The 26,147-nt window shown below is 67.5% G+C and carries 23 protein-coding genes and 5 pseudogenes; 12 read left to right on the forward strand and 16 right to left on the reverse strand.

The genetic code is table 11. The features are described 5' to 3' along the window. The first annotated feature begins 744 nt into the window (after positions 1 to 744). Together OHA03_RS40025 and OHA03_RS40030 are read left to right on the forward strand one after the other, a co-directional pair. Complete coding sequence (locus OHA03_RS40025) at positions 745 to 1,248, forward strand: hypothetical protein (protein ID WP_267008887.1); 504 nt, start codon at positions 745 to 747, stop codon at positions 1,246 to 1,248. Between the two features lie 194 nt (positions 1,249 to 1,442). Further along, on the forward strand, positions 1,443 to 1,673 hold the full coding sequence (locus OHA03_RS40030) for a hypothetical protein (protein ID WP_267008888.1): 231 nt from the start codon (positions 1,443 to 1,445) through the stop codon (positions 1,671 to 1,673). Between the two features lie 197 nt (positions 1,674 to 1,870). On the opposite strand, the gene OHA03_RS40035 is transcribed toward OHA03_RS40030, so the two are convergent. Continuing rightward, positions 1,871 to 2,491: a TetR/AcrR family transcriptional regulator gene (locus OHA03_RS40035; RefSeq protein WP_267008889.1), complete on the reverse strand. Its 621-nt coding sequence runs from the start codon at positions 2,489 to 2,491 to the stop codon at positions 1,871 to 1,873. A 52-nt stretch (positions 2,492 to 2,543) separates the two neighbouring features. On the opposite strand from OHA03_RS40035, the gene OHA03_RS40040 reads away from it, so the two are divergent. The 3 genes from OHA03_RS40040 (at position 2,544) to OHA03_RS40050 (ending at position 5,591) form a co-directional block, all read left to right on the forward strand. Then, the gene (locus OHA03_RS40040) at positions 2,544 to 3,260 is read left to right on the forward strand and encodes a hemerythrin domain-containing protein (RefSeq protein WP_267008890.1); all 717 of its coding nucleotides are present in this window, start codon (positions 2,544 to 2,546) and stop codon (positions 3,258 to 3,260) included. Then, positions 3,257 to 4,234: a hypothetical protein gene (locus OHA03_RS40045; RefSeq protein ID WP_267008891.1), complete on the forward strand. Its 978-nt coding sequence runs from the start codon at positions 3,257 to 3,259 to the stop codon at positions 4,232 to 4,234. The genes OHA03_RS40040 and OHA03_RS40045 overlap by 4 nt, the downstream gene beginning before the upstream one ends. 160 nt (positions 4,235 to 4,394) lie before the next feature. Next, positions 4,395 to 5,591 carry an amidohydrolase family protein gene (locus OHA03_RS40050; protein ID WP_267008892.1) on the forward strand — a complete coding sequence of 399 codons (1,197 nt, stop codon included), beginning with the start codon at positions 4,395 to 4,397 and terminating at the stop codon, positions 5,589 to 5,591. 3 nt (positions 5,592 to 5,594) lie between these two features. On the opposite strand, the pseudogene OHA03_RS40055 reads toward OHA03_RS40050, so the two are convergent. Beyond that, positions 5,595 to 5,783: pseudogene (locus OHA03_RS40055) on the reverse strand (hypothetical protein); the annotation flags it as partial. Between the two features lie 1,056 nt (positions 5,784 to 6,839). On the opposite strand from OHA03_RS40055, the gene OHA03_RS40060 reads away from it, so the two are divergent. Both OHA03_RS40060 and OHA03_RS40065 read left to right on the forward strand, forming a co-directional pair. Then, a complete protein-coding gene (locus OHA03_RS40060) occupies positions 6,840 to 7,313 on the forward strand; it encodes a carboxymuconolactone decarboxylase family protein (protein ID WP_267008893.1) in 474 nt (157 codons plus the stop codon). A gap of 452 nt (positions 7,314 to 7,765) precedes the next feature. Then, on the forward strand, positions 7,766 to 8,233 hold the full coding sequence (locus OHA03_RS40065; protein WP_267008894.1) for an SRPBCC family protein: 468 nt from the start codon (positions 7,766 to 7,768) through the stop codon (positions 8,231 to 8,233). A 191-nt stretch (positions 8,234 to 8,424) separates the two neighbouring features. Here the strand turns inward: OHA03_RS40065 and OHA03_RS40070 are convergent. From OHA03_RS40070 to OHA03_RS40090, 5 genes and pseudogenes are all read right to left on the reverse strand, one after another. After that, positions 8,425 to 8,988, reverse strand: a pseudogene (locus OHA03_RS40070) (peptidase dimerization domain-containing protein); the annotation flags it as partial. Beyond that, positions 8,894 to 9,415, reverse strand: a complete 522-nt coding sequence (locus tag OHA03_RS40075; protein WP_323181371.1) for a TRIC cation channel family protein — start codon at positions 9,413 to 9,415, stop codon at positions 8,894 to 8,896. The gene OHA03_RS40075 and the pseudogene OHA03_RS40070, both read right to left, overlap by 95 nt. A 148-nt stretch (positions 9,416 to 9,563) precedes the next feature. Next, entirely contained in the window at positions 9,564 to 11,255 is a 1,692-nt protein-coding gene (locus OHA03_RS40080) for an acetolactate synthase large subunit (RefSeq protein WP_267008895.1), read from the reverse strand. A gap of 1,055 nt (positions 11,256 to 12,310) precedes the next feature. Continuing rightward, a complete protein-coding gene (locus OHA03_RS40085; RefSeq protein ID WP_267008896.1) occupies positions 12,311 to 12,970 on the reverse strand; it encodes a hypothetical protein in 660 nt (219 codons plus the stop codon). After that, positions 12,967 to 13,167 carry an epoxide hydrolase N-terminal domain-containing protein gene (locus OHA03_RS40090; RefSeq protein ID WP_267008897.1) on the reverse strand — a complete coding sequence of 67 codons (201 nt, stop codon included), beginning with the start codon at positions 13,165 to 13,167 and terminating at the stop codon, positions 12,967 to 12,969. Before OHA03_RS40090 ends, OHA03_RS40085 begins: the two co-directional genes overlap by 4 nt. Positions 13,168 to 13,334: 167 nt before the next feature. On the opposite strand from OHA03_RS40090, the gene OHA03_RS40095 reads away from it, so the two are divergent. Then, entirely contained in the window at positions 13,335 to 13,787 is a 453-nt protein-coding gene (locus OHA03_RS40095) for a DUF5959 family protein (RefSeq protein WP_267008898.1), read from the forward strand. A gap of 20 nt (positions 13,788 to 13,807) precedes the next feature. On the opposite strand, the pseudogene OHA03_RS40100 reads toward OHA03_RS40095, so the two are convergent. The 5 genes and pseudogenes from OHA03_RS40100 to OHA03_RS40120 form a co-directional block, all read right to left on the reverse strand. Further along, a pseudogene (locus OHA03_RS40100) lies at positions 13,808 to 13,921 on the reverse strand (IS5/IS1182 family transposase); the annotation flags it as partial. A gap of 741 nt (positions 13,922 to 14,662) precedes the next feature. Then, a pseudogene (locus OHA03_RS40105) lies at positions 14,663 to 15,499 on the reverse strand (RNA repair domain-containing protein); the annotation flags it as partial. A 481-nt stretch (positions 15,500 to 15,980) separates the two neighbouring features. Next, positions 15,981 to 16,070: pseudogene (locus OHA03_RS40110) on the reverse strand (IS5/IS1182 family transposase); the annotation flags it as partial. A 64-nt stretch (positions 16,071 to 16,134) separates the two neighbouring features. Next, positions 16,135 to 16,938, reverse strand: coding sequence for a DUF427 domain-containing protein (locus OHA03_RS40115; protein WP_267008900.1), 804 nt, complete (start codon positions 16,936 to 16,938; stop codon positions 16,135 to 16,137). Positions 16,939 to 17,094: 156 nt separating this feature from the next. Further along, a complete protein-coding gene (locus OHA03_RS40120) occupies positions 17,095 to 17,517 on the reverse strand; it encodes a cupin domain-containing protein (protein ID WP_267008901.1) in 423 nt (140 codons plus the stop codon). 692 nt (positions 17,518 to 18,209) lie between these two features. Between OHA03_RS40120 and OHA03_RS40125 the strand changes: the two genes are divergently transcribed. After that, positions 18,210 to 18,413: a hypothetical protein gene (locus tag OHA03_RS40125; RefSeq protein ID WP_267008902.1), complete on the forward strand. Its 204-nt coding sequence runs from the start codon at positions 18,210 to 18,212 to the stop codon at positions 18,411 to 18,413. 377 nt (positions 18,414 to 18,790) lie between these two features. Here OHA03_RS40125 and OHA03_RS40130 read toward each other — a convergent pair whose 3' ends face one another. Both OHA03_RS40130 and OHA03_RS40135 read right to left on the reverse strand, forming a co-directional pair. Continuing rightward, a complete protein-coding gene (locus OHA03_RS40130; protein WP_267009642.1) occupies positions 18,791 to 19,396 on the reverse strand; it encodes a Dps family protein in 606 nt (201 codons plus the stop codon). A 58-nt stretch (positions 19,397 to 19,454) separates the two neighbouring features. Further along, entirely contained in the window at positions 19,455 to 20,438 is a 984-nt protein-coding gene (locus OHA03_RS40135) for a LuxR family transcriptional regulator (RefSeq protein WP_267008903.1), read from the reverse strand. A gap of 214 nt (positions 20,439 to 20,652) precedes the next feature. On the opposite strand from OHA03_RS40135, the gene OHA03_RS40140 reads away from it, so the two are divergent. Then, positions 20,653 to 22,065 carry an aminopeptidase P family protein gene (locus tag OHA03_RS40140; RefSeq protein ID WP_267008904.1) on the forward strand — a complete coding sequence of 471 codons (1,413 nt, stop codon included), beginning with the start codon at positions 20,653 to 20,655 and terminating at the stop codon, positions 22,063 to 22,065. A 779-nt stretch (positions 22,066 to 22,844) separates the two neighbouring features. On the opposite strand, the gene wrbA is transcribed toward OHA03_RS40140, so the two are convergent. Together wrbA and OHA03_RS40150 are read right to left on the reverse strand one after the other, a co-directional pair. Continuing rightward, a complete protein-coding gene (gene wrbA, locus OHA03_RS40145) occupies positions 22,845 to 23,462 on the reverse strand; it encodes an NAD(P)H:quinone oxidoreductase (protein WP_267008905.1) in 618 nt (205 codons plus the stop codon). 190 nt (positions 23,463 to 23,652) lie between these two features. Continuing rightward, a complete protein-coding gene (locus tag OHA03_RS40150) occupies positions 23,653 to 24,141 on the reverse strand; it encodes a carboxymuconolactone decarboxylase family protein (protein WP_267008906.1) in 489 nt (162 codons plus the stop codon). A gap of 124 nt (positions 24,142 to 24,265) precedes the next feature. Between OHA03_RS40150 and OHA03_RS40155 the strand changes: the two genes are divergently transcribed. Then, the gene (locus OHA03_RS40155) at positions 24,266 to 25,246 is read left to right on the forward strand and encodes a pirin family protein (protein ID WP_267008907.1); all 981 of its coding nucleotides are present in this window, start codon (positions 24,266 to 24,268) and stop codon (positions 25,244 to 25,246) included. Between the two features lie 10 nt (positions 25,247 to 25,256). Then, complete coding sequence (locus OHA03_RS40160; RefSeq protein WP_267008908.1) at positions 25,257 to 25,598, forward strand: GNAT family N-acetyltransferase; 342 nt, start codon at positions 25,257 to 25,259, stop codon at positions 25,596 to 25,598. Positions 25,599 to 26,147 lie beyond the last annotated feature (549 nt).

Below are 26,147 nucleotides of genomic sequence, written 5' to 3' on the forward strand. Positions count from 1 at the left end.
GCACGCCCGGGGGCGGCCCCGCCGGGGACCGCCCTGCGGCGCGCTGGAGATGCCCTGAGCTGGGAGTTCAGCGGGGCTGCCGTGGCAGGGCGGTGGGGTTGATGCCGCGTTCGGCGTGGAGTGACGCGCGTAGGCGGTCGTTTGTCGTTGCCGAGGTGCTGGATCACAGCGATGGCGAGGTCGAGCTGTTCGGCGAAGTCCCGGTTGGTCCGTCCCGGGCGGGCGTCGTAGGCCTTGGCGATCAGGGCGATCGCAGTCGACCGGAGCCATGTCTTTACCGGCGGCCGACGGGTGCGCTGACTGGGCTTGGGGGGATGACTCGTCCGTCGCGGGCCGGCTTCGGCAATGAACTGGGGGCCATGGTAGGTGTCACCCAAGACCTACCCCCTTGCCAAAAGTAAGAGCATATGCTCTTATTGTCTCTGTCGGTAAGTCCTGAAGTCCTGTTATGGCGATATGGCCCCGACGTAGACGGATCTCGCTGACGCGTGCAACAACCTGGCGCTACGCGAGGTCCGCACCAGCGAGATCATGGCTCGGCATCCAGGACGGTCGCCATCGGATCACCCGTCATCTCCTTGGCAGGTGGCGCGGGTTGGGTGAGTGTCGAAATGTCACCCCGACAGGGATTGTTCGCATGTCGATCGGGGGCAGGCGTCGGCCCGCATCCGGGCCGAGGTTCTCCACCTTCTGCCGCCACCGAATCGACACACCACAGAATGGAGCGGCAAGTTGCCGACTACATTGAAGATCAACAAGCTGCGTTACCTGAGTGCAGCCGCCGGCATCGCTACTGTCGTCGCCGGTGGCGTCGCCATCGCCCCGCTGGCGTCGGCCGACACGTCGACTTCCATCGGTGCGCATGTCGTCGACCAGCGCGCGAAAACATTCGAGCTGGTCGGCAAACAGACCTCACTTGAAGACCTCGATCTGGGCCGGGCGGGAATCAGTCCGGGTGACCAGCGCGTCATCCATGAAGACCTCTACCGCGACGGCGAGAAGGTCGGCGATCACAGCGTCGTCTGCACCTATACCCACGTCAATCCGGCCGCGCTCCAGTGCCTGGGCACCTTCTCTCTGCCTGAGGGGCAGTTCGCCGCGCAGGCGCTGCTCCACCTGCCCGCCCCGTCCTACGTCGACGTCGGCATCACCGGCGGATCCGGCGACTACCGCAACGCCCGGGGCTTTGTTCGCACCGTTCCCGCCGGTGACACCGAGAGGCACTTCACCGTCCACCTGAAGCGCTGACGGTTGGCTGTCGTACGCCCTCGCCGTCACGGTCCGCCCATCTGACACCTGCGCCGGGATCGTCGCGCTCGACCTGGTGGCCGGCGCCGAGCTGCACCTCAAGCGCTGCGGCATTGAGCAGGCGTGCGCCATCTGCCGGGCCCCGGACCATATGGACGGCTGCGGTCTGTCCACGTGGTCCGGGGCGGCCCGACATGACGGATCTGTTCCGCAAGGCCGACATCCTCCCGACGGTACCCGTGTCAGCATTGCCAAGCGCCCCCCGGCGATGGTGGGAAGAGAGCGTCGAATGGTGCGTCGACGACTTCTGCACGGGCGGTCTGCGCTTCGCGATCTCCGCCCGCAAGGAACCTGCCCGCACCACACGGCCGCTCCAGCAGATCGCTCTCGATCGGCCCGCCAACGCGCCAGTCGTTGACCCTTGACAACCCGAGGGTCGACGCTCGGCTGCGCAGGCCCATGAGTATTTAGAGGGCTTCTGCTCGGACTTCGATCACCCGTGCGGGCACACCCACCGCCGCGACCCATCTCGACCAAGCGCCGCGGCAATCACGGGTCCTAGCCACCAAACCAGCCAGCAGATGCCAGAAAGCTAACTAAATCACTGGTATTGGCCCTAGTTCTAGTCCTTCAGCAGCGCCTGGCAGGCGGAGTGGGCGATCCAAGCCTGGGCACGGTCAAACGGCCAGGCGCGTTCGCCGACGAGTGTCATCCAGGCGTGTGGGCCAAGGTGGAACCAGAGCACATCGATGGCTTCCGAGCGAGGGACGTCCGCGCGAAGCCCGTCGAGCGTTATGAGCCGGTCGGCCACGCGAGTGAGGGCTTGGACGTAGTCGTCGGCCCCCCTGTCCAGGACCGCTTTGACGGCGGGTTCCCCCGGCGGGTTTCGGTAGAAGAGCCCGTACACGAGGTCCCAGTGGCGTTCGTGGGTGAGCCGGGTGCCCTCGGCGGTCAGCTCGATCACGGTGCGCGGGTCGTCGCTGGCCTCGATGGCGGCGAGGTTGTCGGCGATGGCCGGGTCGGTGAGGGCCGGCTCCAGCAGGGCCGTCAGGATGCTCGGCTTGTTTCCCACGCTGCTGTACACGGTCGGAACAGCGACCTTCGCTGCCTCCGCGATCTCCCCGATGGTAACCCCTGGATACCCCCGGGCCAGGAAGAGCGCGTGCGCGCTGCTCAGGACGGCCTCACGCGTCGCGGCGGCCGAGTCGGTACGGCGGGGGGAGTGGTACTTCCGGGTGGTCACTCGCGCATTTTACTTCCGCACGGGGAGTGACTATTGACAATATGAGCCTCTAATGAATATGTTCAATATTGTGACTATAGATACTTCTAACGAATCTGTTGCGGTCATTGAGACCCGACTTGCCCATCAGGTCCACCGCGTTGCCACCACCCTGCTGGCCGAGGCGGCCGTTCGCCCCTCGGTGCCGCTCGGCGCGCTGGCGCAGCTGCGCGACTTTCTCGTCGTGAACCTGCGCCATCACCACGAGAGCGAGGACGACGACCTGTGGCCGCGGATCGTTGCGGCGGCGCCCGCCACGGCGCACGGGCTCGGCGCGCTGAGTGAGGAGCACGAGCGGCTGGATGCGGCGCTCGACCTGCTGGCCGCGGTGAACCTGAGCGGCGACGAGGTTGAGGAGGGGGCCGGTGAGGCCGCCGGCACAGGTCTCGGCGGCGGCGCGGCGGACGGCCTCCGGGCCGCATTGCGGGACGCGGCCGTCGCGGTGCGCGACACGGTGCACGATCACCTGGCCCATGAGGAGCCACTCCTGTTCCCCGCGCTCCGCGACCACATCAGCCCCGCGGAATGGCAGGACTTCGCGCAGCGGGTGATCGTGACCACGCCGCCCGTGGCCGGACACCTGATGGTCGGTTTCCTCGACGAGGCGGGCACACCCGCGGAGGTGGAACTGGTGCTCGCGGGACTGCCGGAGCCGGTGCGCCCGCTCCTTGCCGCCATGCGTCTCCAGGCCATGGACGACCTGCGGATCCTGCGCGGGATCGACTCATGACCTCCGCGCCCGTCCGGTGGCCGGACGCGGCGGACGCCGTGATCAGGGGCGACCTCACCGTTGCGGCCGCCTATGTCACCCCGGCCGGTGGTGTCGTGGTCACCAGCGTCTCGCCGGTGGGCCTCGCAGACCGAGAGGCGGGCCTTGTCGGCTTCACTACCTCGCTTGGCTTCCAGAAGAAACTGGAACGTATTCTGCGGGATCCGCACGTCTCACTTGCCTATCACACGCGTGATCACGGCTTCGCCGCAAGTAGCTCGTACGTGCTCGCACAGGGCACCGCGTCGGTTGATCTGCGCCCGTCACCGGGGCGTCTGACGGAGCTGATGCGGGCCTCGGAGCCCTTCCTCGGGGAGGCCAAGCGCGGGCCGATATGGGACTGGTTGCTGCGCGAGTACCACCAGGAGCGCGTCTTCGTCGACGTCGGAGTCGAGCGCGTCACCGTCTGGCCCGATCTGGCGGCCCGCGGAGCGATGACGGTCACGGGCGCCGCCTGGCCTGAGGAACCGGCCGAGCAGAAGCCGCCGATGAACGGTACGGGCCCACGCGTCGACCTCTCCGCAGTCGCGCGGCAGATCGGTGGGCTGCCGCACCGGCTGCTGGCATTCCGGGGCGCCGACGGCTTCCCTGTGATTCTCCCGGTGGCGGTCACCGGACACGACGACGCGGGACTGCACCTCGACGTGCCCCCTGGACTGTTGCCGCCGGGCGGGCGCAGAGCCGGGTTCCTCGCCCACGCCTTCCGGCCTCAGTGCGTCGGGCTGGGCATGCGGACGTTCACCGGATGGCTGACCGTCACCGATGAAGGTGCCCGCTACGCCCCCCACACATCCAAGGGGCTGGCCGCGCCACCGTACAAGACTCTCCTGACGGTCTCGAATGGGCTGCTGGCCAAGTACGGGCTGTGGCGTGCCCGTTGTGACGGCACGGCTGCCCGCCTGCAGGACCTCGCCGCCCGCGGCAAGGTGGGCTGACCCGGAAGGCCATGGGTCGCCCTGCGGCCTCGTCGCGCCCCAAAGCGTCGGGGTGTTGACGGCTGGGTGGGCTGACGCCGGTCGTCTTTTCGAAGCGCGGAGATTCAACTCCCGTAGTGAATCGCCGCGTGACACACGCTTTCCGATCGGAGATATACCGATGAATTCCCTTGCCATACGCGCCGGTTCGATGTTCGACGGATTCAGCCTGTCGGGTCCCGCCACCGTGCACGTATCGGACGGCCGCATCGTGCGCGTGGACCGCACCGGCGCGCTGCCCGCCGACGGCAGCGAGGTCATGGATCTCGGCAGCTCGGCTTGTCTGCTGCCTGGCCTCATCGACACCCACGTCCACCTGGCCTTCGACGCCGGCTCGGACCCCGTGACCTCCTTGGCCGCTGCCTCCGACAGCGAACTCTTGGTGCACATGCGGGCCGCGGCCCGGTCCGCTCTGCTGGCCGGCATCACCACCGTGCGCGACCTCGGCGACCGCGGCTACCTCTCGCTGGCCCTTGTGGAGGAGATGGCCAAGCACCCGGAGCAGGGTCCGGAGATCCTCGCTGCCGGCCCCCCGCTGACCACGCCGGGCGGCCACTGCCACTTCCTCGGTGGCGAGGTCGAAGGCGCCGGAGCTCTGCGTGCCGCTGTCCGCGAGCATCACACCCGCGGCTGTGCCGTCATCAAGATCATGGCGAGCGGCGGCCACATGACACCCGGTTCCGTGCCGCCGCACGCGTCCCAGTACGGCCTGGAGGACCTGCGTGTCGTTGTGGACGAAGCGCACCGCCTCGGACTGCCGGTGGCCGCTCACGCCCATGGCATCCAGGCCATCAGGGACGCCGTCGAAGCGGGCGTCGACAGCCTGGAGCACGTCTCCTTCCTCACCGCTGATGGCATCGTCTCCGAGCCTGACCTCATCGACGTCATCGTGAGAAAGGGAACCTTCGTCAGCCTGACGCTGGGCATGGACCCCGGCGAAGCCGTGCGGCCGCCCCAGGGCATGGCTGCACATGCAATGGCTGCGCATGTCAATGGCATCTTGGACACCTACAGCAACTTGCACAAGTACGGCGCCAACGTCGTCATCGGATCGGACGCCGGTATCGGGCCCTGGAAGCCCCACAACGTCCTCCCCCACGGCGTGGCCGACCTGGCCCGGCTGGGCGTCGCGCCGCTGGACGCGCTGATCTCCATGACCAGCCTGGCAGCCCGCCTGTGCCGTGTGGAGGGCCGCAAGGGCCGGATCACCCCCGGTGCCGACGCCGACATCCTGGTCGTCAACGGCGACGTCGAGCATGACCCTGCAGCAGTCCTGGACGTACAGGCAGTCTTCCGCGCCGGTATCCGTGTGTGCTGATCAGAGCGGGGCAAGTTGGCGCATTGTCAAGTTCGTTCGCCAGTAGGCCGACATGAGCAGGACCCGCTCCTCCAGCGGAAGGGTCCACGGGCGGCCCCTGCGAACCGGATCTGCACCTTCGCGGTGCAGCGCGGTCACCAGCTTCCCTAAGGAACGCGGGCTCAGCGCGGTGGGGCTATCCAGACACCTCAGGGTCCTAACTCGTCAAGTCAAGCCACTGAGGCGCTGGGGCAGGCGCTGTCGTCATCGAACAGAGTCCCTTCGATCTCGATGAGTTCAGCATGGGTCAACGGGGGTGCAGCCCAGTTCTGGCCTTGTGCATGTTGAACGAAGCGCTCGTCCAAGGCGACGTGGTACCGCTCGACGTAGCGCGCGAGGTCCGAGTACCAAAACCACTGTCCGTCGGTGAGTAAATGCAGTCCGTCGATCAGCTCACGGCCCGGACTCAGGATGTCGTGAACCGGAGACGCCTGGCGGCAAGGATTGTTCCCGATCGCAGATATTCCACGAGGCGGAGCTCGTCGGGGTCTGCGCGGTCACGCACGGCAGCGCGGAGCGAAGCCCCGTCAGGCCGGCCGTGTTCGAGCTCCTGGAACTCGCCGAGGAAACGGTCCGCGTTCTCGCTGTTCATGGGCGGGAGCCCAACTGGGGAGACGCCCCGTGTGACTCCCTGGGAGACGTCCTATGCGGCTTTGGGCGATGCCTCAGTTTCCGTCGCGAAGGCCACAGCTTCGTCGTAGTGCTGACCCTGCTGGAGGCAGCGGTAGAGCTGGCCGATCATGCGGTTGAACAGGTTGCGGCGGACCGGTGCGATGGGTGTCCGGGCGACTCGGCGTCGCCGAGTCGATGGCATTCGCGTTAGCCGCCAGCAGTCACATAGCGGAAGCTGGTCTCCTCGCCTGGGAAGTGCCCGGGTGAACGGCTGAGCGACAAGTGTCGGATCAAAGCCGAAGGGATATGGCCCCGGTCGACGACGCCGATGCCATGCTCACGCTCGCCGACTACCAGGGCTGCTGGTCTTATGGAGGAGTTCCACTTTAAACCGGATGCCGGAGGCCAGTCGAAAGCTTGCCCACGCACCGGATGGGGCCGGGCACCTGGTCGGCGCTAGACGGGAACAAAAGCGCGGCGAGAAGCTTTAAGTCGCGATTCCCATTGCGTATCACCGCCGCTCGTAACATTGGCACAGATGAGGCGAGGCTGAGGATGCCCCTGCGGGGCGTCCGGCCATGCGAAGAGGAGGAACCCATGACTGAGTCAGAGGCTGAGAAGCAGCGCGTTAACATCGGAAAGCAGCACCCGGCCAATTACAAGGCTCTTATCGCCCTGTCCTCGACAGTGGAAGACACCACCACCGCGGCAGGTCTTGACCCGCTTCTGGTCGAGCTTTTGAAGATCCGCACGTCCCAGATCAACGGCTGCGCGTTCTGTCTCAAAATGCACACCCGCGACGCGCTCAAGAAGGGCGAGAACCCGGACCGGATCGCAGTGCTGCCCGCGTGGGAAGAAACCGATTACTTCTCCGAGACCGACCGCGCGGCCCTACGTCTTACAGAGGCCATCGCGCGCGTGTCCGAGGGGCACGTGAGCGACGACGACTACAACGCGGCAGCAGCCGTGCTCTCCGCAGATCAGGTCTCGGCGGTCGCCTGGCTGTCAACGCTGATGAACGCCTTCAACCGCGTCGCGATCACAAGCCGATACCCGGTCACCGGCAACTGAACCAGCTTGCTTGCGAACGGGCGGCATGCTGAGCAGTCGATCAGGACGTGGAGGCAAGAAGCGACCGCACATCCACCAGCGTGTCATGAGCGGATGCTCGAACTCGTTCGAGAGCGGGGGCCGGGGGATCTGGGACCTCGCGGCCGAGCTTGGGTGTCCACCGTTCGGAGTTGCGGGTGCTGGAGGGTGAAGCGGTCCTCTCGCTGAAACTCTCCGCCTTCACGTGCTATCAGAGTCGACCACGACGAAGACGTGGTCGGTGATGGACCGGACGTTCCTGACCTGTCCTGGTACCAGACCGCCACGATCAGGGAATTGCGTGACCTGATGTCAAGCCTCAAGCAGTGAGCTCGAGATTCAACCTGTGCGAGCGTCGGCTGGCGTGCCCCCAGACCCGGCGAACGTTCGCGGTCACCGCATTAGCGGAACCTCTTTGGGCCTAGGATCGGGCCATGAGTAGGACGGACCGCGCCAGCCGGGTGATCGCGGCACCACCGGAGACTGTCTACGGCGCTCTCCTGGACCGGGAGTCGCTCGAGGCCTGGCTGCCGCCGGACGGCATGCGCGGGCGGGTCGAGCGGTGGGATCCCCGGCCTGGTGGCGGGTTCCGGATTGTCCTCACCTATCTCGACCCTGCTGACAACCCCGGCAAGACCTCAGATGCGACGGATGTCGTCGACGTCGGGTTCGCCGACCTGGTGCCCCCGGAGCGTGTGGTGCAGCGGGCGGTGTTCGAGGCCGACGACCCGTCGTACGCGGGCATCATGACGATGACCTGGTACCTCGCAGCCGCCGGTGACGGGACCGAGGTGACCGTGACCGCCACGGATGTGCCACCCGGCATCGACCAAGGGGTCCACGAGGCCGGGATCGCCTCCTCGCTGGCCAACCTGGCGTCGTACGTCGAAGCGGTCGGCTGACTCACGTCGGACCCTCTTCGCCATCACCTTGGATGCAGACGCTGTCACACGCTGAGAGCCGAGAATCAATACGAAACTCGGGACACAGTTGGCGGGCCTCGATACCGGTATGAGCGCGCGGGTTGGGGTGGGGTCAAAGACTGGTCCGCAGGCTGCAGTCGGTGCCGCCGCCGCAGACGGCCGGGCTTGTGTCAGGTGCCGAGCCAGGCGAGGGCGGCCACGGTCATGGCGCTGACGCCGGTGGCCAGCGTGGGCTGGATGACGGGGGCGAAGGTCGGGCTGTGGTTGACGGGGATGTCCTGGGCGATGGTGTCGTTCTTGGCGGCCTCGGCATAGCGGCCGGGGTCGAGGCCACCGATTCCCCTGTAGGTGAACTGCGTGCCGAACGCCTTGGGGATCTCGCTCATGTCGTCGCTGACGGTCTGCATGTCGATGGTGTGTGCGTCGTCGCCGAAGTGGGCGGCGAACGCGTCGGCGACGCGCCGGGTCGGCGCCTCGTCGTTGACGGTGGGCGGGAAGGATGTGGTCCGCTCGATCTCGGGCGCCGTGGGCGAGCGGGACGCCTCGCACTCGGCTTTGACGATCCGTTCGATCGCCTCCAGAATCTGGGTGCGTGAGGCGTCGTCGTAGGTGCGCACGTTGAGCTGGATGACAGCGCTGTCAGGGATGACGTTGGGGACGGTACCGGCGTGGATGCTGATCACGGTGACTACGGCGGGGGTGGTGGCGGCCAGTTCCCGGGAGACGATGGTCTGGGGCGCCGCCGCCGACGGCGGTCAGGGTGCCCAGCAGGACGGCCGGAAGCCAACCCAGACCGACCGCCAACGTCTTGTTGGCGCCCGCGACCGCCCAGAACCCGATGACCGCGGCGTCGAGCGCGGTGAACAGCCGGTTCCAGGATTCCTCACTGATCTTGATGAGGAACACCACCACGGAACCAACGACGGCGGCCAGCAGGTAGGCGTAGTCGGTCAGCGCGACCGGTGTGTCGTGCTGCAGCAGCACATCCTTGATCAGGCCTCCACCCAGACCGGAGATGATGCCGACCACCAGGAACCCCGAACAGGTCAAGGCCGGCCGTGCGGGCCACCGCACCGCCCAGCAGGGCGCACGAGAAGACGCCGGGAAGGTCCAGGTAACGCGTCGCGACACCCGAATGGCCGGCTCGCTCTCGGTCGCCACGCATGAACCTCACGGACGGGCCCTCGTCCAGTCACAGGGACGACGCGTGGGACGCCGAACGGAAGGCGAACGCGGCACGGGCCCAGGCCGACGCGACCTCTGCCGTAGATTCGTGCTGGCAGAGCGAGCTCGCCGCTCGGTTGCGTGGTCAGAAGGGGCCATGGAGTGTGCCGAGGCGATCGGTCAGCCGCAGGTTCTCGGAGTAGTCGATGGGGCAGGCGATCACGGACACGGCGTCCTCCTCCAGCGCGCGCCGCAGGACGGGAAGCAACTCGTCGGCCGACTTGATGAGGTGGCCGCGCGCGCCAAAACTCTCGGCGTAGGCGACCAGGTCGGGGTTGGTGAAGCGGGTGTGGCCGTGGCGGCCGAGTTCCAGCTCCATTTTCCAGGTGATCAGTCCGTACTCCCCGTCCACCAGTACGAGGACGGTCAACGGGACGTGTTCGCGGACGGCCGTCTCCAGTTCCTGGGAGTTCATCAAGAACGAGCCGTCGCCCATCATCGCCAGGACCTTTCGTTCGGGTCGGGCGAGTTTGGCGGCGATCGCACCCGGCAGGGCGAATCCCATGGTGGACAGGCCGTTGGAGACCAGGCAGGTGTTCGACTCGTAGGCCGGGTACAAGCGGGCCATCCACATCTTTCCGGCGCCCGTGTCGACGAGCACGATGTCCTCCCGGTCCAACGCGGCGCGCACATCGGCCACCACGCGCTGCGGCACCAGCGGGCACGCCGCGCTGCGCTTCCCGTAATCGAGTTCCTCGGTGAGCAGTGCCCGGATGCGCTGACCGGCTGCCTTGCATGAGAAGGTCTCCGGAACGGCGGCCGCGAGCGCGTCGAGCGACTGGGACAGATCGCCCTCGACGCCGACTGTCACCGGATAGTGGGCGTCGACCTCGGCGGGGAATCGGTGCAGGTGCAGGATGCGCTTCTTGCCGTCCGGGTTGATCTTCGCGGGGTCGAACTCCTGTACCTCGTACCCGACGCAGACCAGGACGTCGGCCGCGTCGAAGCCGAAGTTGCTGTAGTCGTGACGCATGAAACCGACTGCACCGAGCGCGTTCGGATGGTCGTCGGGAAAGACGCCTTTACCGTGGAAGGTGGTCGCGACCGGTAGGTTCAGTTTTTCGGCGAAGCGGACCAGGGCCGCCGAGGCCCCGGCCCTGGCGGCGCCGTGACCGGCCAGCACGACGGGACAACGGGCCGTGGCTAGCGTGTCTGCCGCACGCGCGATCTGTGAGGGGGATGGTGCGTCGGCCCGTACCGTGTCGACCTGCAACGGGGCGAGCGGCCTGGTGGAGCGTGCCGCTTCGATGTCCTCGGGGACCGCCAGGAACACGGCGCCAGGACGCTCGCTCTGCGCGGTCTTGAACGCCTTGCGCATCACCTCCGGCACTGCATCGGGGGTCTGGACACACGCCGCCCACTGGGTGACGGGAGCGAACATCGAGACGAGGTCGATGACCTGGTGGGACTCTTTGTGGAGCCGGGCCAAGGAACCCTGCGCGGCCAAGGCCACGAGCGGGGTGCTGTTGGTCGTCGCGTCCGCGGTGCCCAGGAGCAGATTGATCGCGCCCGGCCCCAGGGTGGCCGAGCAGACGCCGGCCCGGCCGGTCAGCCGACCGTACATCTCGGCCATGAAGGAAGCTCCTTGCTCATGGCGGACGAGAACATACCGGATGCCGGAGTTGTTGAGCGCGTCGACGAAGCGGATGTTCTCCTCGCCGGGGATCCCGAAGACGTACTCCACGCCCTCGGCCTGAAGACAGCGCACCATCAAGTGCGCAACATCCTCCGTCTCGAGTGCGTGGTTCTGCCGGTCGGAGGGGTCCTGTGAGGCCATGGGCACAACGTAGGCACGCCGCGGGGGCTGCGGCGAGCCGGCAACCACGCACGGGTGACCGCGTGGCTCCCGATGCTCCGGAGCGCTCGGTTGCCGGGAGGATCGGCGGCCTTGCGCGTCGCGGGCGTCACGGCCCCAAGCAGCACCACTACTTCAATCCCGGAGCACCAATTCCCGGGCAGCACGGCAGCACCACAGTCAGAGCTTGCAATGGACCCATGTGCCGTCGGCCGACCAGCGAAGCTGCCTGTCGTAGACCCCATCTGGCTCACAGGATCGTGTTGCGAGCTCTATGCCTGACCGGGAGTACCGGCTTCCGGCGCTGCGGCCCGTTCTGCGACAAGCGTGGCTGGGGCTTCGTCGCCACGACACCCATCGGCGGCCGACCGTGGCTGAAGACCTGAGCTCGGACCCTCAGTTTCAGCGGCACATGCCTATCGCCAGTCTGACTCCCTGGAACTCGCGCGTCGTAGAAGGACACGTCAACCGGACCAAGGTGCTCAAGCGCCCAGAGCCGCGACGAGGGCGATGTGGCGGTGCTGCGCCTCCGTCAACGGCCGCTGGGGGCCGCGCATGCCCTCCGTGCGGGCGCACGGCCAAAGAGCGGCGTACGGAGCGGTGCGGGTGCCGACGAACCTTCAGCGCTGCCGGTCGATGGCGTCGGCTGCGGCGAGCTGCGTCCTGCGGCGCCGATCGGCAGGCGACCCACGCGCGGGTCGCTCGCAGCGCAGAGCGACCGCCCGCACCCGGGCCCGCTGCAGCCCTCAGAGCCCGGTACATCTCGTACGCCGCGTCACGCAGATCCTCGGTGTGCGCGGACGGGCCACCGGACAGCTGGCGGCTTCGATCGACTTCCTTCACCTGGCCACGCACTGGGCCGCCACCCTCCTGCCGGACCACTCGGAGCGCGTTCGCCAGGCGCTTGCACGCGTCAACATGAAACGGACCGCCGCCCTGCCCACCGAAGGGGACCTCCTGCGCGTCGAACTGGCCGCACTCGGCCGCCAGGCCTTCCTCGGAGGCGGCAGGGGCGGCTTCGAGCCTGAGGCCAGTAACTACGGGCACGACTCCTCGTACTTGACCGCGGTGAACTTGACTGGCTGCCCGTGCAGTGCGACACCAGGGCTGGGGAACTGGGTGCAGACCTGCCAGTTGCTCTCCAGGAACACGATGCGATCACCAGTCGCATCGGTCACCGTGATCCACGTCCCCGAGTCGAGAGCCCCACGTGCGGCCTTCACAGACTTGCCGGCCAGGTTCGGCATCTTGCCTCCCTCAACCTCCGGCTCCTTCTGATCCTTCGCGGGGCAGGCCTCTTCGAGCTTCACGGTGCCGAAGTCCAGCTCGGTGTCGACCGGAACGGCCTTGCCCGGCGCGTAGTTCTGAGAGCAGACCTTCCAGTTCCGGTCGAACGCCTGCATGCGATCCCGTCCGGCACTGTCATGAGACTTCAGGCTGTAGAAGCCGTCAGCCTGCGCCTTGTCCTGAGCGGACTGCAGTCCCATACCAACGAAGTTCGCGACCGCCTTGCGCTCGACAGGCTTGTCGTCCTTCGCCGACGGCGCCATGGCCGAGCCGGCGATAGAGGGTGTCGGAGCAGCGGGCTGCCCGCTGGAGGTGGCCGGGTCGCAGCCGACCAGGGTCACAGCTGCCAGACAGCTGAGTGCGGCGGTAAGTGTGCGGGTGTACAAGTTGTCCCCCCAAGGATGGTTCATGGAGGGATGACCGTATCGGGCCCGCATGGGCGAAGGGAGCCACATGTTCCGTTGGTGACGCAGTTGTGACCGGAAGGTTGGAAAGTTGCATGTTGGCCTGCCGAGTTGATGGTGGCTTCGTGGACACGCCAGTCGTAGTCGAACGCCCAGTACGTGACGAGGCGTCGCAGTTCGCCGGGTCGGTGCCGGCCTCTCATCCGCCGGCGGGCCAGGGGGCCGGCCAGCGTGTGTGGAGCAGTCGTGAGCGCAGCTCGTTCAGCTGAACTCCTAACAGAATGAGGATGGGACAACCTGGTTGTGCCTGGTGATCTGGTTCAGCACCATGAGCCGTGAACATGTGGGCAGGCGGAGCAGAGGGTGCACGGTGGAACTGATCAGCCTCTCGGATGGCGACAACAGCTTTCAGGTGCGTGTGCTGGGGCGTCAGTCGCCGGGCGTGCTGCATCTTCACGACATTCTCGACGCAGAGGTCGTGGTCACGAGCAGCTTTGTCAGCGGTCGACTGGCCATGTCCCTGTTCCCTGCAGATCTTGAGGACTGGTCTCGGGCTTTGGACTTGCTCGCTGCCGGTCAGGACGTCTGCTGGAGGGACGACGATCACAGCCCCGAGATCAGGATCCAGCCGTACAACGCAGAGCACGAGACTCCAGTCGTCCGTGTTGAGGATCCGAGCAGTTCGTGCGTCTCAGTGTTGCTTCCCATGAGTCTTGAAGAGGGCTGGATCGACGAGCAGCGGGGGCTGCTTGGGCAAGTGCTGAGGAAGTGGCCGAGCGAAGTGCTGAACCCCTCACCAGGTGTGTATGAGTGGCGTCGCTGAACTGCGACCAGGCGGCGCCGGCAGATGAGTGCGCATCCGAGGGTGAGGAAGGGTTCGTGGATGTCATCGCGGATCTCCCAGCGGATCCGTAGCGGGCGGAACCTGCGAAGATGGGTGAAGGCGCGCTCAACGACCCCGGCGGGACGCTGACTCGGCCGGCGGCACGAGCGGGCTCGTCGGCCCCGGCACTCATGCTGATCGGAAAGCCGAGCGCAGCACCCATCCCCCAGAGCAGTGTTCCGGCGAACGCCATGCCGGTGGACGGCCCGAGCGCGAAGACGACGACTCCGGCGGTGGCGAAGGCGGCGACTGTTCGCAGGACGGTGACCCGTCCGGATCGTTCGAGGACCGTCGGCCCAAGCCAGCGGCCGGCCGTGAGTGCGGCCAGGAATGAGGCGTACGCCAGTGTCCCGATCGTGGCGGTGACGTGGTGGCGGTCGATGACCGAGACGAGACGCTGACCCAGTTGCTGCCCCCCTTTCGCGATCGCGAAGGCCAGTGCGACGAGCCCCGGGGCTCTCTCCACGCGCCCAGCCCCGGGCGGGACACCTTCACCGTCGGCGGTGCTGCGCTGCGGCGCGCGGAATGCTCGGGCAGGAAGTGTCGTGCGGCCGCGGGTATCGTCCGCAGGCTCGCCGGCGCCCCCAAGGGAGGCAAGAGGTGCCGGTGACCTGCCGGGCGAGTCACCGTTGGTTGCTGGGAGGGGCAGGCGCTGATGCATCTCCGGCAGGTGTCGGAACGCTCCGCCCGTGCGACCTGAAACCCGGGCGGTGCTTTGCCTCGCAGGGTTATGTGCGTCACCTGTCGGTGATCTCGGAGAGCCAGGCAGTGTCCTCCGGGCCTGGTGCTTCGGAGCCGGGCGCGGGCAGCCGGCGGACCTCGCCCGTGCGCAGGGCGACCGTGGCCCGTGGCCGCATCGGCCCATCGCCCCTGCGTGAGAGCAGGACGAGCTCCCAGACCGTCGCCGTCATGGCGTCGAGCCGGGTGGCGCAGGCGGCGGTGACTCGCCGCGGATCTCGGGTCCGGCCCAGGGACAGATGCGGGGTGAAGTTCTTGGCGGGCCCATAACAGCGCGGGAACCGCTGCTGCAGTACGCGGTACAGGTCCGCCCACGGCGCTTTGCCGGCCGCCGTTGGGTCGAGCCACACGGTGAAGTACGCCCTGTGCCGGAAGGTGCGCACCCCGTCCAGCCGGGCGGTGAAGACCGGCGTCTCGGCCGTCGCCGCGGCGAGCAGCGGGGCCGCCCGCTCGAAGTCGGACTCCGGCACGAAGCCGAAGAGCACATTCACGTGCGGCGGCCAGCGGTGGATCTGCGGATCGTAATCCCGGCGGATGTCCTGGATCGGCGGCCACAGCTCCGCAGGCGGGATCCAGGCCACCGCCGTGCGGGCCGTCGGGGACACGTCGAGGACGCCGTCGGGCTCGCCCCTGCCGGAGCTCGTGTCGGAGCTCAGCTCCGCTTGCCGGTCATGCACCCGGCCGGCGCGCGACGCGTCGATGCGGTCCACACCCGTGGACCGGTCCCAGATCACCTCGCCGTCCGCCTCGATGAACACCACCCGGTGCCACGGGATGTCGCCCCCGGGCACGAAGGAAGGCAGTGGGATGCGTTTGAGGGCATCCCCGCGCTGGCTGATCCCCAGTACGAACCGGGCCGGGTCGAACCGCGGGTCCCAGCGGACCCGGTGATAGATCTCGTCGCTGGTCCGCATCACGCCTCCTCTGCCGCCTTCATACCTTCTCTTCCTCCAGGGTGCCGCCCACCCTGTCGTCGATGGTTGTTCCGCTCGCACCGCGACGCATCAGGCGCGGTGCGCCTGATGGGGGAGGGCAGGGAGAACCGGCGCGCCAGTGTGGTGAGCACCCGCGGCAGAACTGCCGCACCTCTTCTCGGCGCGCTGATGCGCAGTGCACCGGGCGCCTTGAGCGGGAACGCGCAGCTCGGGAAGCGGACGAGCGCCGTCGCGTCGAGGCCGCCGAGGCGGCTCTCGCCGTGGAGATGCCCATGCGCACCACCGTTTATCACTTCACGGCCGCCGAGGAAGTTGCCCTCGATCAGGCGCGCGGGCTGGCTCGCACGATCGCCGACACCCTCGCCGCGATGTACCCGAGCGCCGCCTACCTGGTGCCCCCACCGACCGGGGCGATTCAGGACCCGGCAAGGGAGGAGATGAGCAACCGTCGCGACCAGGCAGGACGGCACCGCCGCGGCCCGCGGCGGGAGCGGATCGGCGGTATCCCGCGCACCGGGGATTCCAGAGCCTGGCTGTCGTGCAGATTCGCACCCGATGAGGCTGTCCTGACGGTGGGAGCGGCTACCCATATTTCGTGGCGGTACCACCGTCCGTCACACGCGGTGTTCCTGCTCCCAGATGGCTCTGGTGACGGCGGCAGGGCGTGGAAGAAGTTGCCCGTCGAGGTAGAGGTCCACGCGTTCATTGTAGAAGGCGACCAGTCCGGCGATGGGCGTTAGCTGCCGGGTTGGGAAGTCGTACGCCCAGGCGAGGTCGGGGTAGGTGGCCGTGTCGGTTGTGACAGACCAGTAACCGCTGGTTCTGCCTTTATAGGGGCAGCTGGTGACGGTGTCGGTGGGCTGCATGCGTGTCCAGTCGATGCGCACGCGGTCGAGGTAATAGCGCGTCGGGAGGCCTGTCTCCAGGACCATCACCGAGGACGGCGCGTCTGCGAGCACGGCTCCGTCGAGCATGACGCGGACACTGCGGCTCGACCGCAGCGCGTCGACGCGGGTGTAGGGGCTGCGGGGGTGGACGAAGACCTGCTCGTCCTCCTCGAACCATGCGTCGATGTCCTCCCAGCGGAAGCTGACGGAGCCGGAGATAGCGGGTGGAGCGTCGTCAGCCCATTCCCAGGCCGCGCCCGAGCGGGTGAGTGCGCCCAGCCGGAGGGTGTGGCGGCGCGCCGTGCCGATCCGTAGTGCCACGTTTCGGCCCTCGTCGAGGAGCACCCCGTCCCGGATGTCCTCCCGAGGGATGCAGTACTGCGGGTAGCCCGGCCACAGCCACACATATCGTGCTCGCACGGTGTCGAGGACGGGAAGGTTTGCCGTGTAGCCGCGGATGCGGCGCGGAACAGGCTCGACATGGCCGACTGGGACGATCATTTCCGGGTAGTCCGGTGTGTACTGCTTCATGATGCGTGTCCTCGTGGCGGTTCATGCCGGCTCTGCGGGGCCAGAGACCTTAAACAGCCCATCGGCACCAGGCAATCACGGGGGCGGCCGTCCAGCATCTTGTGCTTCAGACAGGCTGGAGAAAGCCGTCCACCAGCACGGAGGGTCCGTTGAGACCTACCGTGGCGGATCAGCCACCTTGAGCTCGTCTCCCGTGTTGGAGATGAAGATGACCAGCAGTTTCGCCGATTCCGTCCGGCTGGTGTTTTCTGTGAGTATGTGGTGGGCGCCCGGCGGCTCGACCCAGTTCTCGCCCTGGTGGTAGGTACGCAACGGCCCGCCCTCGAGCTGGCTGCGCACACTGCCTTCAAGCACGTAGGCGTATACGAAAGCGTTTCCGTGCCGATGTGGCACCGCGCGTGCAGCCGGCGGGAAGTCTACGATTGCCGAGGTGAACGTCTTGCCCTGGACATTGGGAAGCGCCTGTTCGAACAGAGTCGATAGCGTCTCGGACGGTTGCTTCGAAACCGTGACAGCAGCTGGAACCTTGTCGGCCGCATGCTCTGCTGTGGGGGCGCATGCGGCGCCTGTAGCCAACACCCCAGCAGCAAGAAGGCTACAGACAGACCGTATTCCTGTCATGACGGTTCTCTCATCCTTCTTGTGACTCTCCGCTTTGAGGCGGCGGTACGTACTCGCCTGTGCCGTCCTGTTGCGGAGCCGTTGTGGGCATGCTGCGTTTCTGCTCGAGTACCGGGCAGTCATCCGCAGGGCTTGCTTCGTCTTCCACTACGTGGATCGGTCCGCTTGGTCACTGCAATCAAGACGAGTTGGACTCGCCGGGCGGAAGGTTGTAGGTCCTGGGGTGCGTACTCTGCCGCAGCGCATCACGCCGTCAGAAGCAACTCTGGAGCCCGTGAGAGTGGCGATCTCTATCGGCGCATTGCCCGGGGCATCGCGTACCGCAGCCATCCCGCGCTCCGTGCGGGGATGCGAGTGATCTGACGCCAGGCCTCACACATGACTCGAGAACCGTGCGACCGTACGTCGCAGCAGCACCTGACGTATACCAAAGGCTCCGTCCAGCAAGTCGAGCCTACTCAGACTTACCGAGGTTGCAGTTAAGGATAGAGCGAAATGGGCACGGGCGCTTGGGTTGCGCACTGCCGCGTACGTTTGTAAGCACCCGTCTGCTCGGCCTAGCACGTCGCCAGCGGCTGTTCCGGCGCTGTGGCGCCTCGTATCCAACACCCTGGTACGCAGGGCGAAGCACTGTCCGCCGCGCCCCAGACATGGTCATCGTCGCTACCCGCGAGGTCTTCGATACGGGTGGGCAGCTCGACCGGGGTGTCAGCGGACTCGACGGAGGACTCGGCGAAGGGGTCGGCGACGAGGCCGTTGGGATGGCGGGTTTCGATCGCAGGCGCTGGGCGTCTACTGTCTTCGGCCTCCGCAAGCGCGTCCTGGTCGCCGTCGGCCACCCGGCACGTACGTGAGACCGCGGTCGACGACGCGCCGGTCGAGGTCGGTGGCTTTGCAGTGGTGCCCTTCGACCAACAACTCACGGCGCTACGACCGGCCGATTGAGCGCTCGATGTCGCGTTCGCCCCTGAGCCGGGCGCCTTGCGCAGGGCTACGGTCGGCGGCCCAATGCCCCGGACGAGGCCGGGGACGCGCTGTGGCGGGCGCGGCAGATTTGCCCACACACCCCATGTGCCATCCGTACCTGCGGCCGGCACTCAGCCTGTGCCTCATGTGTCGCGGCAGGCGGCGGGGGAGGCGTCCGGCTTTCCCCGGTTCGGTGACCGACACGGCGTCCCTCCGTCCGGCATCCCGTCGGCGAAGCGGGGGGCCGGACGTGGGCAGGTCGAGGTCAGGCGGGGACCAGCGGTGTGACGACCAGGTGCTCGGCCAGGAACCAGGTCTGCAGTTCATCGGTGCGGATCACCTCAGAGGCCAGCAGGTCGTTGGTGCCGTCGTCGCCCAGCTCAGCGACCCGGGCGGCGGCGTCCTGCGCCTGGACGAGGATCGTCTCGTGGGCCTCCAGCAGCCGTGACAGCATGGCCGGGATCTCCTCCACGCCGTTCGGCGGCCGCGGGATGGAGGTGATCTCGGCGACGAGCCTCGGATCGCCCACGGCCACACCGCCCAGGCTCTGCACACGCTCCGCCAGGGCGTCGATCTGCTGCAGTTGCTCGCCGGCGTGCTTGACCAGTACGAGGTGCAGCTGGTCGAAGGTCGTCGCCCCGCGTACCGGCCAGTGGTGCTTCTCGTAGAGGGCGTGGAGGATCTGAGTGTCGGCCAGCACCTGGATGAGCCGCTGGCAGGAGTACATGCGTGCGTCGTAGGACAGCTCAATCGGGAACTGCTTGACCGTGCCGAACTCCTGGAGGACCTCACCCTTCTGGTGCGGCCTTGGCTGGCTGCTGCTGGGTGAGGAGCAAGTCCGGCGGCGCGCTGGTCCGGGAACGGTCCGGATCCTGGTCTGACGCGCGCCGTTGCGGTGGGCGCGGCAAGCAGCAGGGGCAGCGTGCCGGTCACAACCATCCGCTGCGCTGAGCCTGCAAGGCCATCTGGAAGCGGTTCGCGGCGCCCAGTTGGGCCATCAGGATCTGCAGGCGGCGGAACAGCGTGCGGCGGCTGATTCCCAGCTCGCGGGCGATGATGTCGTCGCTCGCGCCGCCCGCGAGGAGCCACAGCAGGCGGCGGTCGCCGGGTGGCAGGCCTCCTGGGCGAGTGGTGCGGCCATGGAACGGCAGGGCGTTCTGCCAGGACTGCTCGAACAGTGCGATGAGTGCGGAGAGCAGGCCGCATGGCTGCACGACCAGCATGGTGTTGTGTACGTCCGCCTCTTTGATCGACAACGACACGAGTGCGTACGCCTCGTCGATGATCACGAGTTTGACTGGCACCGACGGCAGCACCCTGGCCTGTTCGCCGGCCTTGATGCACGGTTCGATGACCTCCTTCAGGTGGCCCGGGTGCTCCAACGACTCCCGCGAATACACGACACGCTGCGTCACACTGCGGGCGAGCGTGGCCAGCGCGTCGTCCGTGGCGTCGGCCAAGGGGAAGTACGGCGGTGACTCGAACTGCCGGATCTGATCGCGGGCGCTTGCCCATGCGTGACGAATCCTGGGGCCGATGGTGTCGCCGGTGACGACCTCGACGAGATTGTCGTTGTACGCGGCGAGCCGCTGTCGCCGGAACGACTCGAACGCGCCCCCGACGGTGATGCGTGACTCCTCGACCTCGGCCGCACGGTGCCGGGCGAGGATCTCCAGGCCTGCGGTCGGTGGCACCGGGGCAACCACGTCCTCACCCTCCTCGGCGGCACTGGCGAGACCGGCGTCGACCAGTGCGGCGTATGCCGTGGCCAGTTCCGCACCGTCCAGGTCGGCCGCGGCCGCGATCGCACTCAGCGGAGCGGGGGCCAGCTCGAGCAGTGCCAGATAGACCTGGGCCGCCGCGTGATCGATGCCCAGAAGCTGAAGGGCCTCGCCGAGTTTCGCGTTCGTCATACGTCGCATTATCGACGGCTCCGGCCGGAGGCTGTGGCCGATCTGTGCCAGTGGCACTTTTCAGCACCGAGCACGCGCGGTACGGGATACCGTCCGGGAGCCGCCGACGACCGGCGGCGGCGAGGGAGCACGAGCCGCACCGGGAGCAAGCCTGTCCGTACGGCTCACTCTGCCCAGCGCCGCTTGGGAACCCATCCAGAAGAAGGTGTATGCCGTGGCGAAAGGCCGAAAGAACGGTCTCTACTCAGGGATCTCCGAGGAACTGTCCGCTCTGATGCGGACGGGGTGGGCGGACACCGAGCGGCACGACCTGCGACTCGGCGAGCAGGCCCCGTACGCAGCCCGTCGCCGCTCCTCGCTCTCCGCGCGCTTTCCGGGCGAACGCCTCGTGATTCCCTCGGGGAACCTCAAGGTCCGTTCGAACGACGACAGCTACCCGTTCCGGCCGTACTCGGGCTACGTGCACATGGCCGGAGACCAGGCCCGGGACGGCGCTCTCGTCCTCGAACCCCGAGCGGACGGCGGCCATGACGCCTTCTGCTACCAGCTGCCGCGGGACAGCAGGGACAACGACGAGTTCTGGACCGGCGCCACGGCGGAGCTGTGGATGGGCCGGCGCCGCTCCCTCGCCGAGTCGGAGCTCGTGCTCGGTCTGCCCTGCCGGGACGTCCGCACGGCGGCCGGCGACCTGGCCGCCGCCTCCGGTGCGCCCACCCGGATCGTCCGGGGCCTCGACCCGTCCCTGGAGGTCGCCGTCACCACAGATGAGGAGCGCGACGCCGAACTGGAAGAGGCGCTCGGCGATCTCCGCCTCGTCAAGGACGACTGGGAGATCGCCGAACTCCGCAAGGCCGTGGACTCCACGGTGCGCGGATTCACCGATGTGATCGGTGAGCTCTCCGGGGCGATCGCGTCGTCCGAACGGTGGATCGAGGGCACGTTCTTCCGCCGTGCACGCCTCGAGGGCAATGCCGTCGGCTACGGCTCGATCTGCGCCGCGGGCGAGCACGCCACGATCATGCACTGGACGGACAACGACGGTCCGGTGCGCCCGGGAGACCTGCTCCTGCTCGACGCCGGCGTGGAGACACACACGCTCTACACCGCCGACGTCACGCGCACGCTGCCGATCAGCGGCACCTTCACGCCTCTGCAGCGCAAGGTCTATGACGCGGTGTACGCGGCACAGGAAGCCGGCATGGCAGCCGTCAAGCCGGGCGCCGCCTACCGCGACTTCCACGAGGCGTCCCAGCGATACCTGGCGGCACAGCTGGTCGAGTGGGGCTTCATCGAAGGCCCGGCCGACCGCGCGTACGAACTCGGCCTCCAGCGCCGCTTCACCATGGCGGGCACCGGTCACATGCTCGGTCTGGACGTGCATGACTGCGCGCAGGCCCGGAACGAGGAGTACGTCGACGGCGTGCTGGAGCCGGGCATGGTGCTCACCGTCGAGCCCGGCCTGTACTTCCAGCCGGACGATCTCACCGTGCCCGAGGAGTGGCGCGGCATCGGCGTCCGCATCGAGGACGACCTGGTCGTCACCGACGACGGTCACGAGAACCTGTCAGCGGGCCTGCCCCGGTCGGCGGACGATGTCGAGGCGTGGATGGCCCAGTTCGCGGGTTGAGCGCGTCGAAGAAGGGGCCTGGTGCTGGATCCCCTGGATCGAACTGGTGCCGAGTCTGCGTGCCCCCGTGCGTTGTCAGATGACGCGAACGAGACGACCTGGCCCGGAGTGCTACTCCTGATCCGGGCTCCTCGCGTACCAGCCGGGTCTTGACCGGTCCGTCGGGGTGACGCACGGCGTCGGCGACCAGTTCGCTCACGATGAGCGTCCAGCTGAAGTCGACTTCGGCGAGGCGCCGTTCATCGAGTTGGCTGGTGATCAGCCGGCGGGCTTCGGTGGCGCTGCGCGGGGGTGCGGGCAGCGTCCACGTGGCCGGTTTCTCCGGGCCGAGAACGCGGGTGCGCGCGAGCAGCAGGGCGTCGTCTCGCGGCGCCCGGGTAGCAGCAAGACCGTCGGTCCCAAAAGACGCCTGGCCTGGGTAAAGCCCCAGGTCAGGCACCTTCTGTCGTGCCGTTAGAAGAAGCCGAGCTGGTTCTGGGCGACCCGGGGCTGCACAGGAGTGCGGGGTCGCTTGGAGCGTGCGTGGCACGTCGGCCGGGTCGTGGCGCGCAGCATCGCAGCTTCACACCACGTGTGGCTGACTGCCGGGGGAGACATGCGGGCTCTTCCGTCCAGAGCGGCGCGCAGGTGGTGGGGCCGGTGTGCCGGGCGCGACTGCGCCCGGCACACCGGTGAGGCTCATCACACCATCACTCACGGCGATGCCGACCGGGTGCGGTCCTACGAACTGCTGGCCGAGGTGTGGCAACGCGGATGAGCCGGGTCCGGGCCGGGATGGGTCAGGCGGCGAAGCCGGCTTTGAGGGCGCCCGCGACCTGGACGACGCGCTCGGCCTGGTGACGGGCGGCGTTGCGGGTCTGGTCGCCGATGGGGTTGTTGCCCTGGGCGTCGACGTGCGAGGTGCCGTAGGGGTTGCCGTCGACGAACTTGACCGGGTCGGTGTAACCGGGGGAGACGACGAGGCCACCGAAGTGGTGGATCGAGTTGTACAGCGCGAGCAGGGTGGACTCCTGGCCACCGTGGGCGGTGGCGGTGGTGACGAAGCCGCTGTAGACCTTGTTGGCCAGCTTGCCCTGGGCCCACAGGCCACCGAGGGTGTCGATGAACTGCTTGAGCTGCGAGGAGATGTTGCCGAAGCGGGTCGGGGAGCCGAAGATCACGGCGTCGGCCCACTCGACGTCCGCGGGGGTGGCAACCGGGATGCCCGCGCTGGCGGCGGCGTGTGCGGCCCATGCCTCGTTGGAGCTGATGGCGGCCTCGGGGGCGAGTTCGGCGGCCTTCAGGAGACGGACCTCGGCCCCGGCCTTCTCCGCGGCCTGGGAGATCTCCTTGGCGATCTCGGCGCTGAAACCGGTGGACGAGTAGTAGATGACGGCAAGCTTGACGGCTGTGGTCATGTCTTTGTTCTCCGTTGAAAAGTGCGTAGGGGCAGTGGGCGGACACTGGCCGCCGGCGTCGCCGCGCCGGTGGAGCATGCCCGACATCGTTGAACCATAAATGAATATGATTTAAGAATCAACTAATTTTTTCTGAACCGGTGCTGTGCGCGACCGGTGTCTCGGCGCCCGGCAGGGGGTGGTGCCGAAATCACTGCTGCGGGATCACGCGCACGGGATGCTTGCTCATGATGGAGACGCGGTTGAACGCGTTGATGGTGATCGCTACCCAGATCGCTGCGGAGATCTCATCGTCGGTGAGGGCCTGGCGGGCTGCATCGTAGGCACTCTCCTGCACGGCGGCGTTCGCGGGTTCGGTGGCCGCCTCCGCCAGAGCGAGTGCCGCGCGCTCCCGCGCCGTGAACAGTTCGGTGTCGCGCCAGGCGGCCAGTACCCCCAGGCGCTGGGTGGTCTCGCCTGCGCGCAGGGCGGCCCGGGTGTGCACGTTGAGGCAGTATGCGCAGCCGTTGACCTGTGACACGCGGAGGTTGATCAGTTCCACGAGCGTGCGATCCAGCCCCGCGTCGGCGGCGACCGCACGCACTGCTTCGGCTGTCTCGGTCAGCGCGTGGTACGCCTTCGGGCTCTGCTTGTCGATGAAGACCCGCTTGCTCACGGGGCCTGCTGCCGTGTCACTCAACCTGGACTCCTTCACGGGCCGCCCCCGGCCCTCGCCGGCCCTGTCGTGCGTACGGCAGGGCATCCTCGTATGATCGGAAACAATTGTTGAATATAAAATCATCCTTGGGTGAGAGGGGCGTGCGATGAGTAATGTCGAGAGGGAACCCGCCGAGCTCCGCTGCGGGGCCTCGGAGCACGGTGAGCATGTGCCGCAGGTCGAGGTCCTCTCCGCGAGGGACGTCCCGTTGGGCGGTCCGAGGTCGATGACCGTACGGCGCACGCTGCCGCAGCGGGCCCGGACGCTGATCGGGGCCTGGTGTTTCATCGACCACTACGGCCCCGACGACGTTGCCGGCACGGGCGGCATGGACGTCGCGCCCCATCCGCACACCGGTCTGCAGACGGTGAGCTGGCTGTTCAGCGGGGAGATCGAGCACCGGGACAGTCTGGGCAGCCACGCCTTTGTACGGCCCGGTGAGCTGAACCTCATGACGGGTGGGCACGGCATCAGCCACTCGGAAGTTTCCACCGCCCGCACCACGATCTTGCACGGCGTCCAGTTGTGGGTGGCGCTTCCCGAAGAACACCGGCACGCCGGCCGTGACTTCCAGCATTACGTCCCGAGCTCGGTCCGGGTGGACGGAGCCGAAGTCAGAGTGTTCCTTGGGTCGCTGGCAGGTGACACCGCTCCGGTGCGGACGTTCACGCCCCTGCTCGGTGCCGAACTCATCCTTGAGCCGCACTCGACGACCACGCTCGCCATCGACGCCGGCTTCGAGCACGGCCTTCTCGTCGACCACGGGGAGGTCCGTATCGCTGGAACACTCCTGCACCCGACGGAGTTGGGATACGTCGGCACCGGAAGCGACACACTGACGCTGGCGAACGAGACGGACACCGTTGCGCGGGCAGTCCTGCTCGGCGGCACGCCGTTCGAGGAACAGATCGTCATGTGGTGGAATTTCATCGGTCGGAGCCACGAAGACATCGTCGAAGCCAGGGAAGCGTGGCAGAGCGCATCCGACCGCTTCGGCAAGGTCGACGGTTACGACGGCGACCGTCTTCCCGCGCCGGCCCTTCCCCACGCCACCATTGCACCTCGCAAAAACCCGACGCGTCACTGAAAGGCATGCGATGACCCAGCCCGCCGCCGCTCCGACTGTCCAGCGAGTGGACCCGAAGCACCGTTACGAAATCCTGGTCGACGGTACAACCGCAGGCCACACCGCGTATCGCGACCGCGACGATCAGCGCGTTTTCTACCACACCAAAATCTACGACGCCTTCGCCGGACAGGGCCTGGCCGCGATACTCGTACAGCAGGCGTTGAGCGACGTACGCACGTCAGGGAAGCGCATCGTGCCGGTCTGCCCCTACGTCGCGAAGTTCCTCAAGAAGCATGACGAGTTCGCCGACATCACCGACCCGGTGACCCCCGAGGTCCTGCAATGGCTGGACACCGTGCTGCCTCACTGACCACCGGTGCCGCGTCTTCTCCGACGCCATCGGTACGTCCGGACCGGCGGAGCGGGATCTGCGACGATGCCCCACCGGCGGCCCCACGGTCTTGGCCCACCGGGCACACCATGTAGGACAGCGGAGCACCCCGCCGCCGAAACGGTGTGGGAACAACTCGAAGACGGACGGGACGTCGGGAGCCGGGAGACGGCATCGTCGTCGCCGCGACAGTGGACCTCGACGGCGACGGCCCACTTGTTCAGTGGTCCGCGTGCCTGCCGAGGCGACACCATCGACCGTAGCGACCGCGGCGCGGTCACAGCATCTGCGGTGCGGACAAAGCCGCAAGGACCTTGTACGCCACCATCGGGGCTACACGCACCGAGGCCGAGTTCGGCTCCGCCGCGGTCGTCGGCGACTTCCATCACATCGTCGGAGGCGATGTCTTCGTGGCGGGTGTTGGGTGCGGCGTCGTCGGTATGCGGAACCGGCGCGGCAGCGCCACTGGCCGTACCGGTCGCCACCGGTACGGCCAGTGTTGGTCAACTCCAAGGACCCACTGACGGG

The organism is Streptomyces sp. NBC_00154 (genome assembly GCF_026342835.1).
GTDB lineage: Bacteria > Actinomycetota > Actinomycetes > Streptomycetales > Streptomycetaceae > Streptomyces.

Excerpts from the sequence above, each read along its gene's own strand:
- OHA03_RS40085 (WP_267008896.1), bottom strand. The coding sequence starts at position 12,970 with ATGAACCATCCTTGGGGGGACAACTTGTACACCCGCACACTTACCGCC.
- OHA03_RS40125 (WP_267008902.1), top strand. The coding sequence starts at position 18,210 with ATGGTCATCGTCGCTACCCGCGAGGTCTTCGATACGGGTGGGCAGCTC.
- OHA03_RS40050 (WP_267008892.1), top strand. The coding sequence starts at position 4,395 with ATGAATTCCCTTGCCATACGCGCCGGTTCGATGTTCGACGGATTCAGC.
- OHA03_RS40065 (WP_267008894.1), top strand. The coding sequence starts at position 7,766 with ATGAGTAGGACGGACCGCGCCAGCCGGGTGATCGCGGCACCACCGGAG.
- OHA03_RS40135 (WP_267008903.1), bottom strand. The coding sequence starts at position 20,438 with ATGACGAACGCGAAACTCGGCGAGGCCCTTCAGCTTCTGGGCATCGAT.
- OHA03_RS40040 (WP_267008890.1), top strand. The coding sequence starts at position 2,544 with ATGAATATGTTCAATATTGTGACTATAGATACTTCTAACGAATCTGTT.
- OHA03_RS40155 (WP_267008907.1), top strand. The coding sequence starts at position 24,266 with ATGAGTAATGTCGAGAGGGAACCCGCCGAGCTCCGCTGCGGGGCCTCG.
- OHA03_RS40030 (WP_267008888.1), top strand. The coding sequence starts at position 1,443 with ATGACGGATCTGTTCCGCAAGGCCGACATCCTCCCGACGGTACCCGTG.
- OHA03_RS40090 (WP_267008897.1), bottom strand. The coding sequence starts at position 13,167 with ATGAGAGGCCGGCACCGACCCGGCGAACTGCGACGCCTCGTCACGTAC.
- OHA03_RS40115 (WP_267008900.1), bottom strand. The coding sequence starts at position 16,938 with ATGAAGCAGTACACACCGGACTACCCGGAAATGATCGTCCCAGTCGGC.
- OHA03_RS40160 (WP_267008908.1), top strand. The coding sequence starts at position 25,257 with ATGACCCAGCCCGCCGCCGCTCCGACTGTCCAGCGAGTGGACCCGAAG.
- OHA03_RS40080 (WP_267008895.1), bottom strand. The coding sequence starts at position 11,255 with ATGGCCTCACAGGACCCCTCCGACCGGCAGAACCACGCACTCGAGACG.
- wrbA (WP_267008905.1), bottom strand. The coding sequence starts at position 23,462 with ATGACCACAGCCGTCAAGCTTGCCGTCATCTACTACTCGTCCACCGGT.
- OHA03_RS40060 (WP_267008893.1), top strand. The coding sequence starts at position 6,840 with ATGACTGAGTCAGAGGCTGAGAAGCAGCGCGTTAACATCGGAAAGCAG.
- OHA03_RS40045 (WP_267008891.1), top strand. The coding sequence starts at position 3,257 with ATGACCTCCGCGCCCGTCCGGTGGCCGGACGCGGCGGACGCCGTGATC.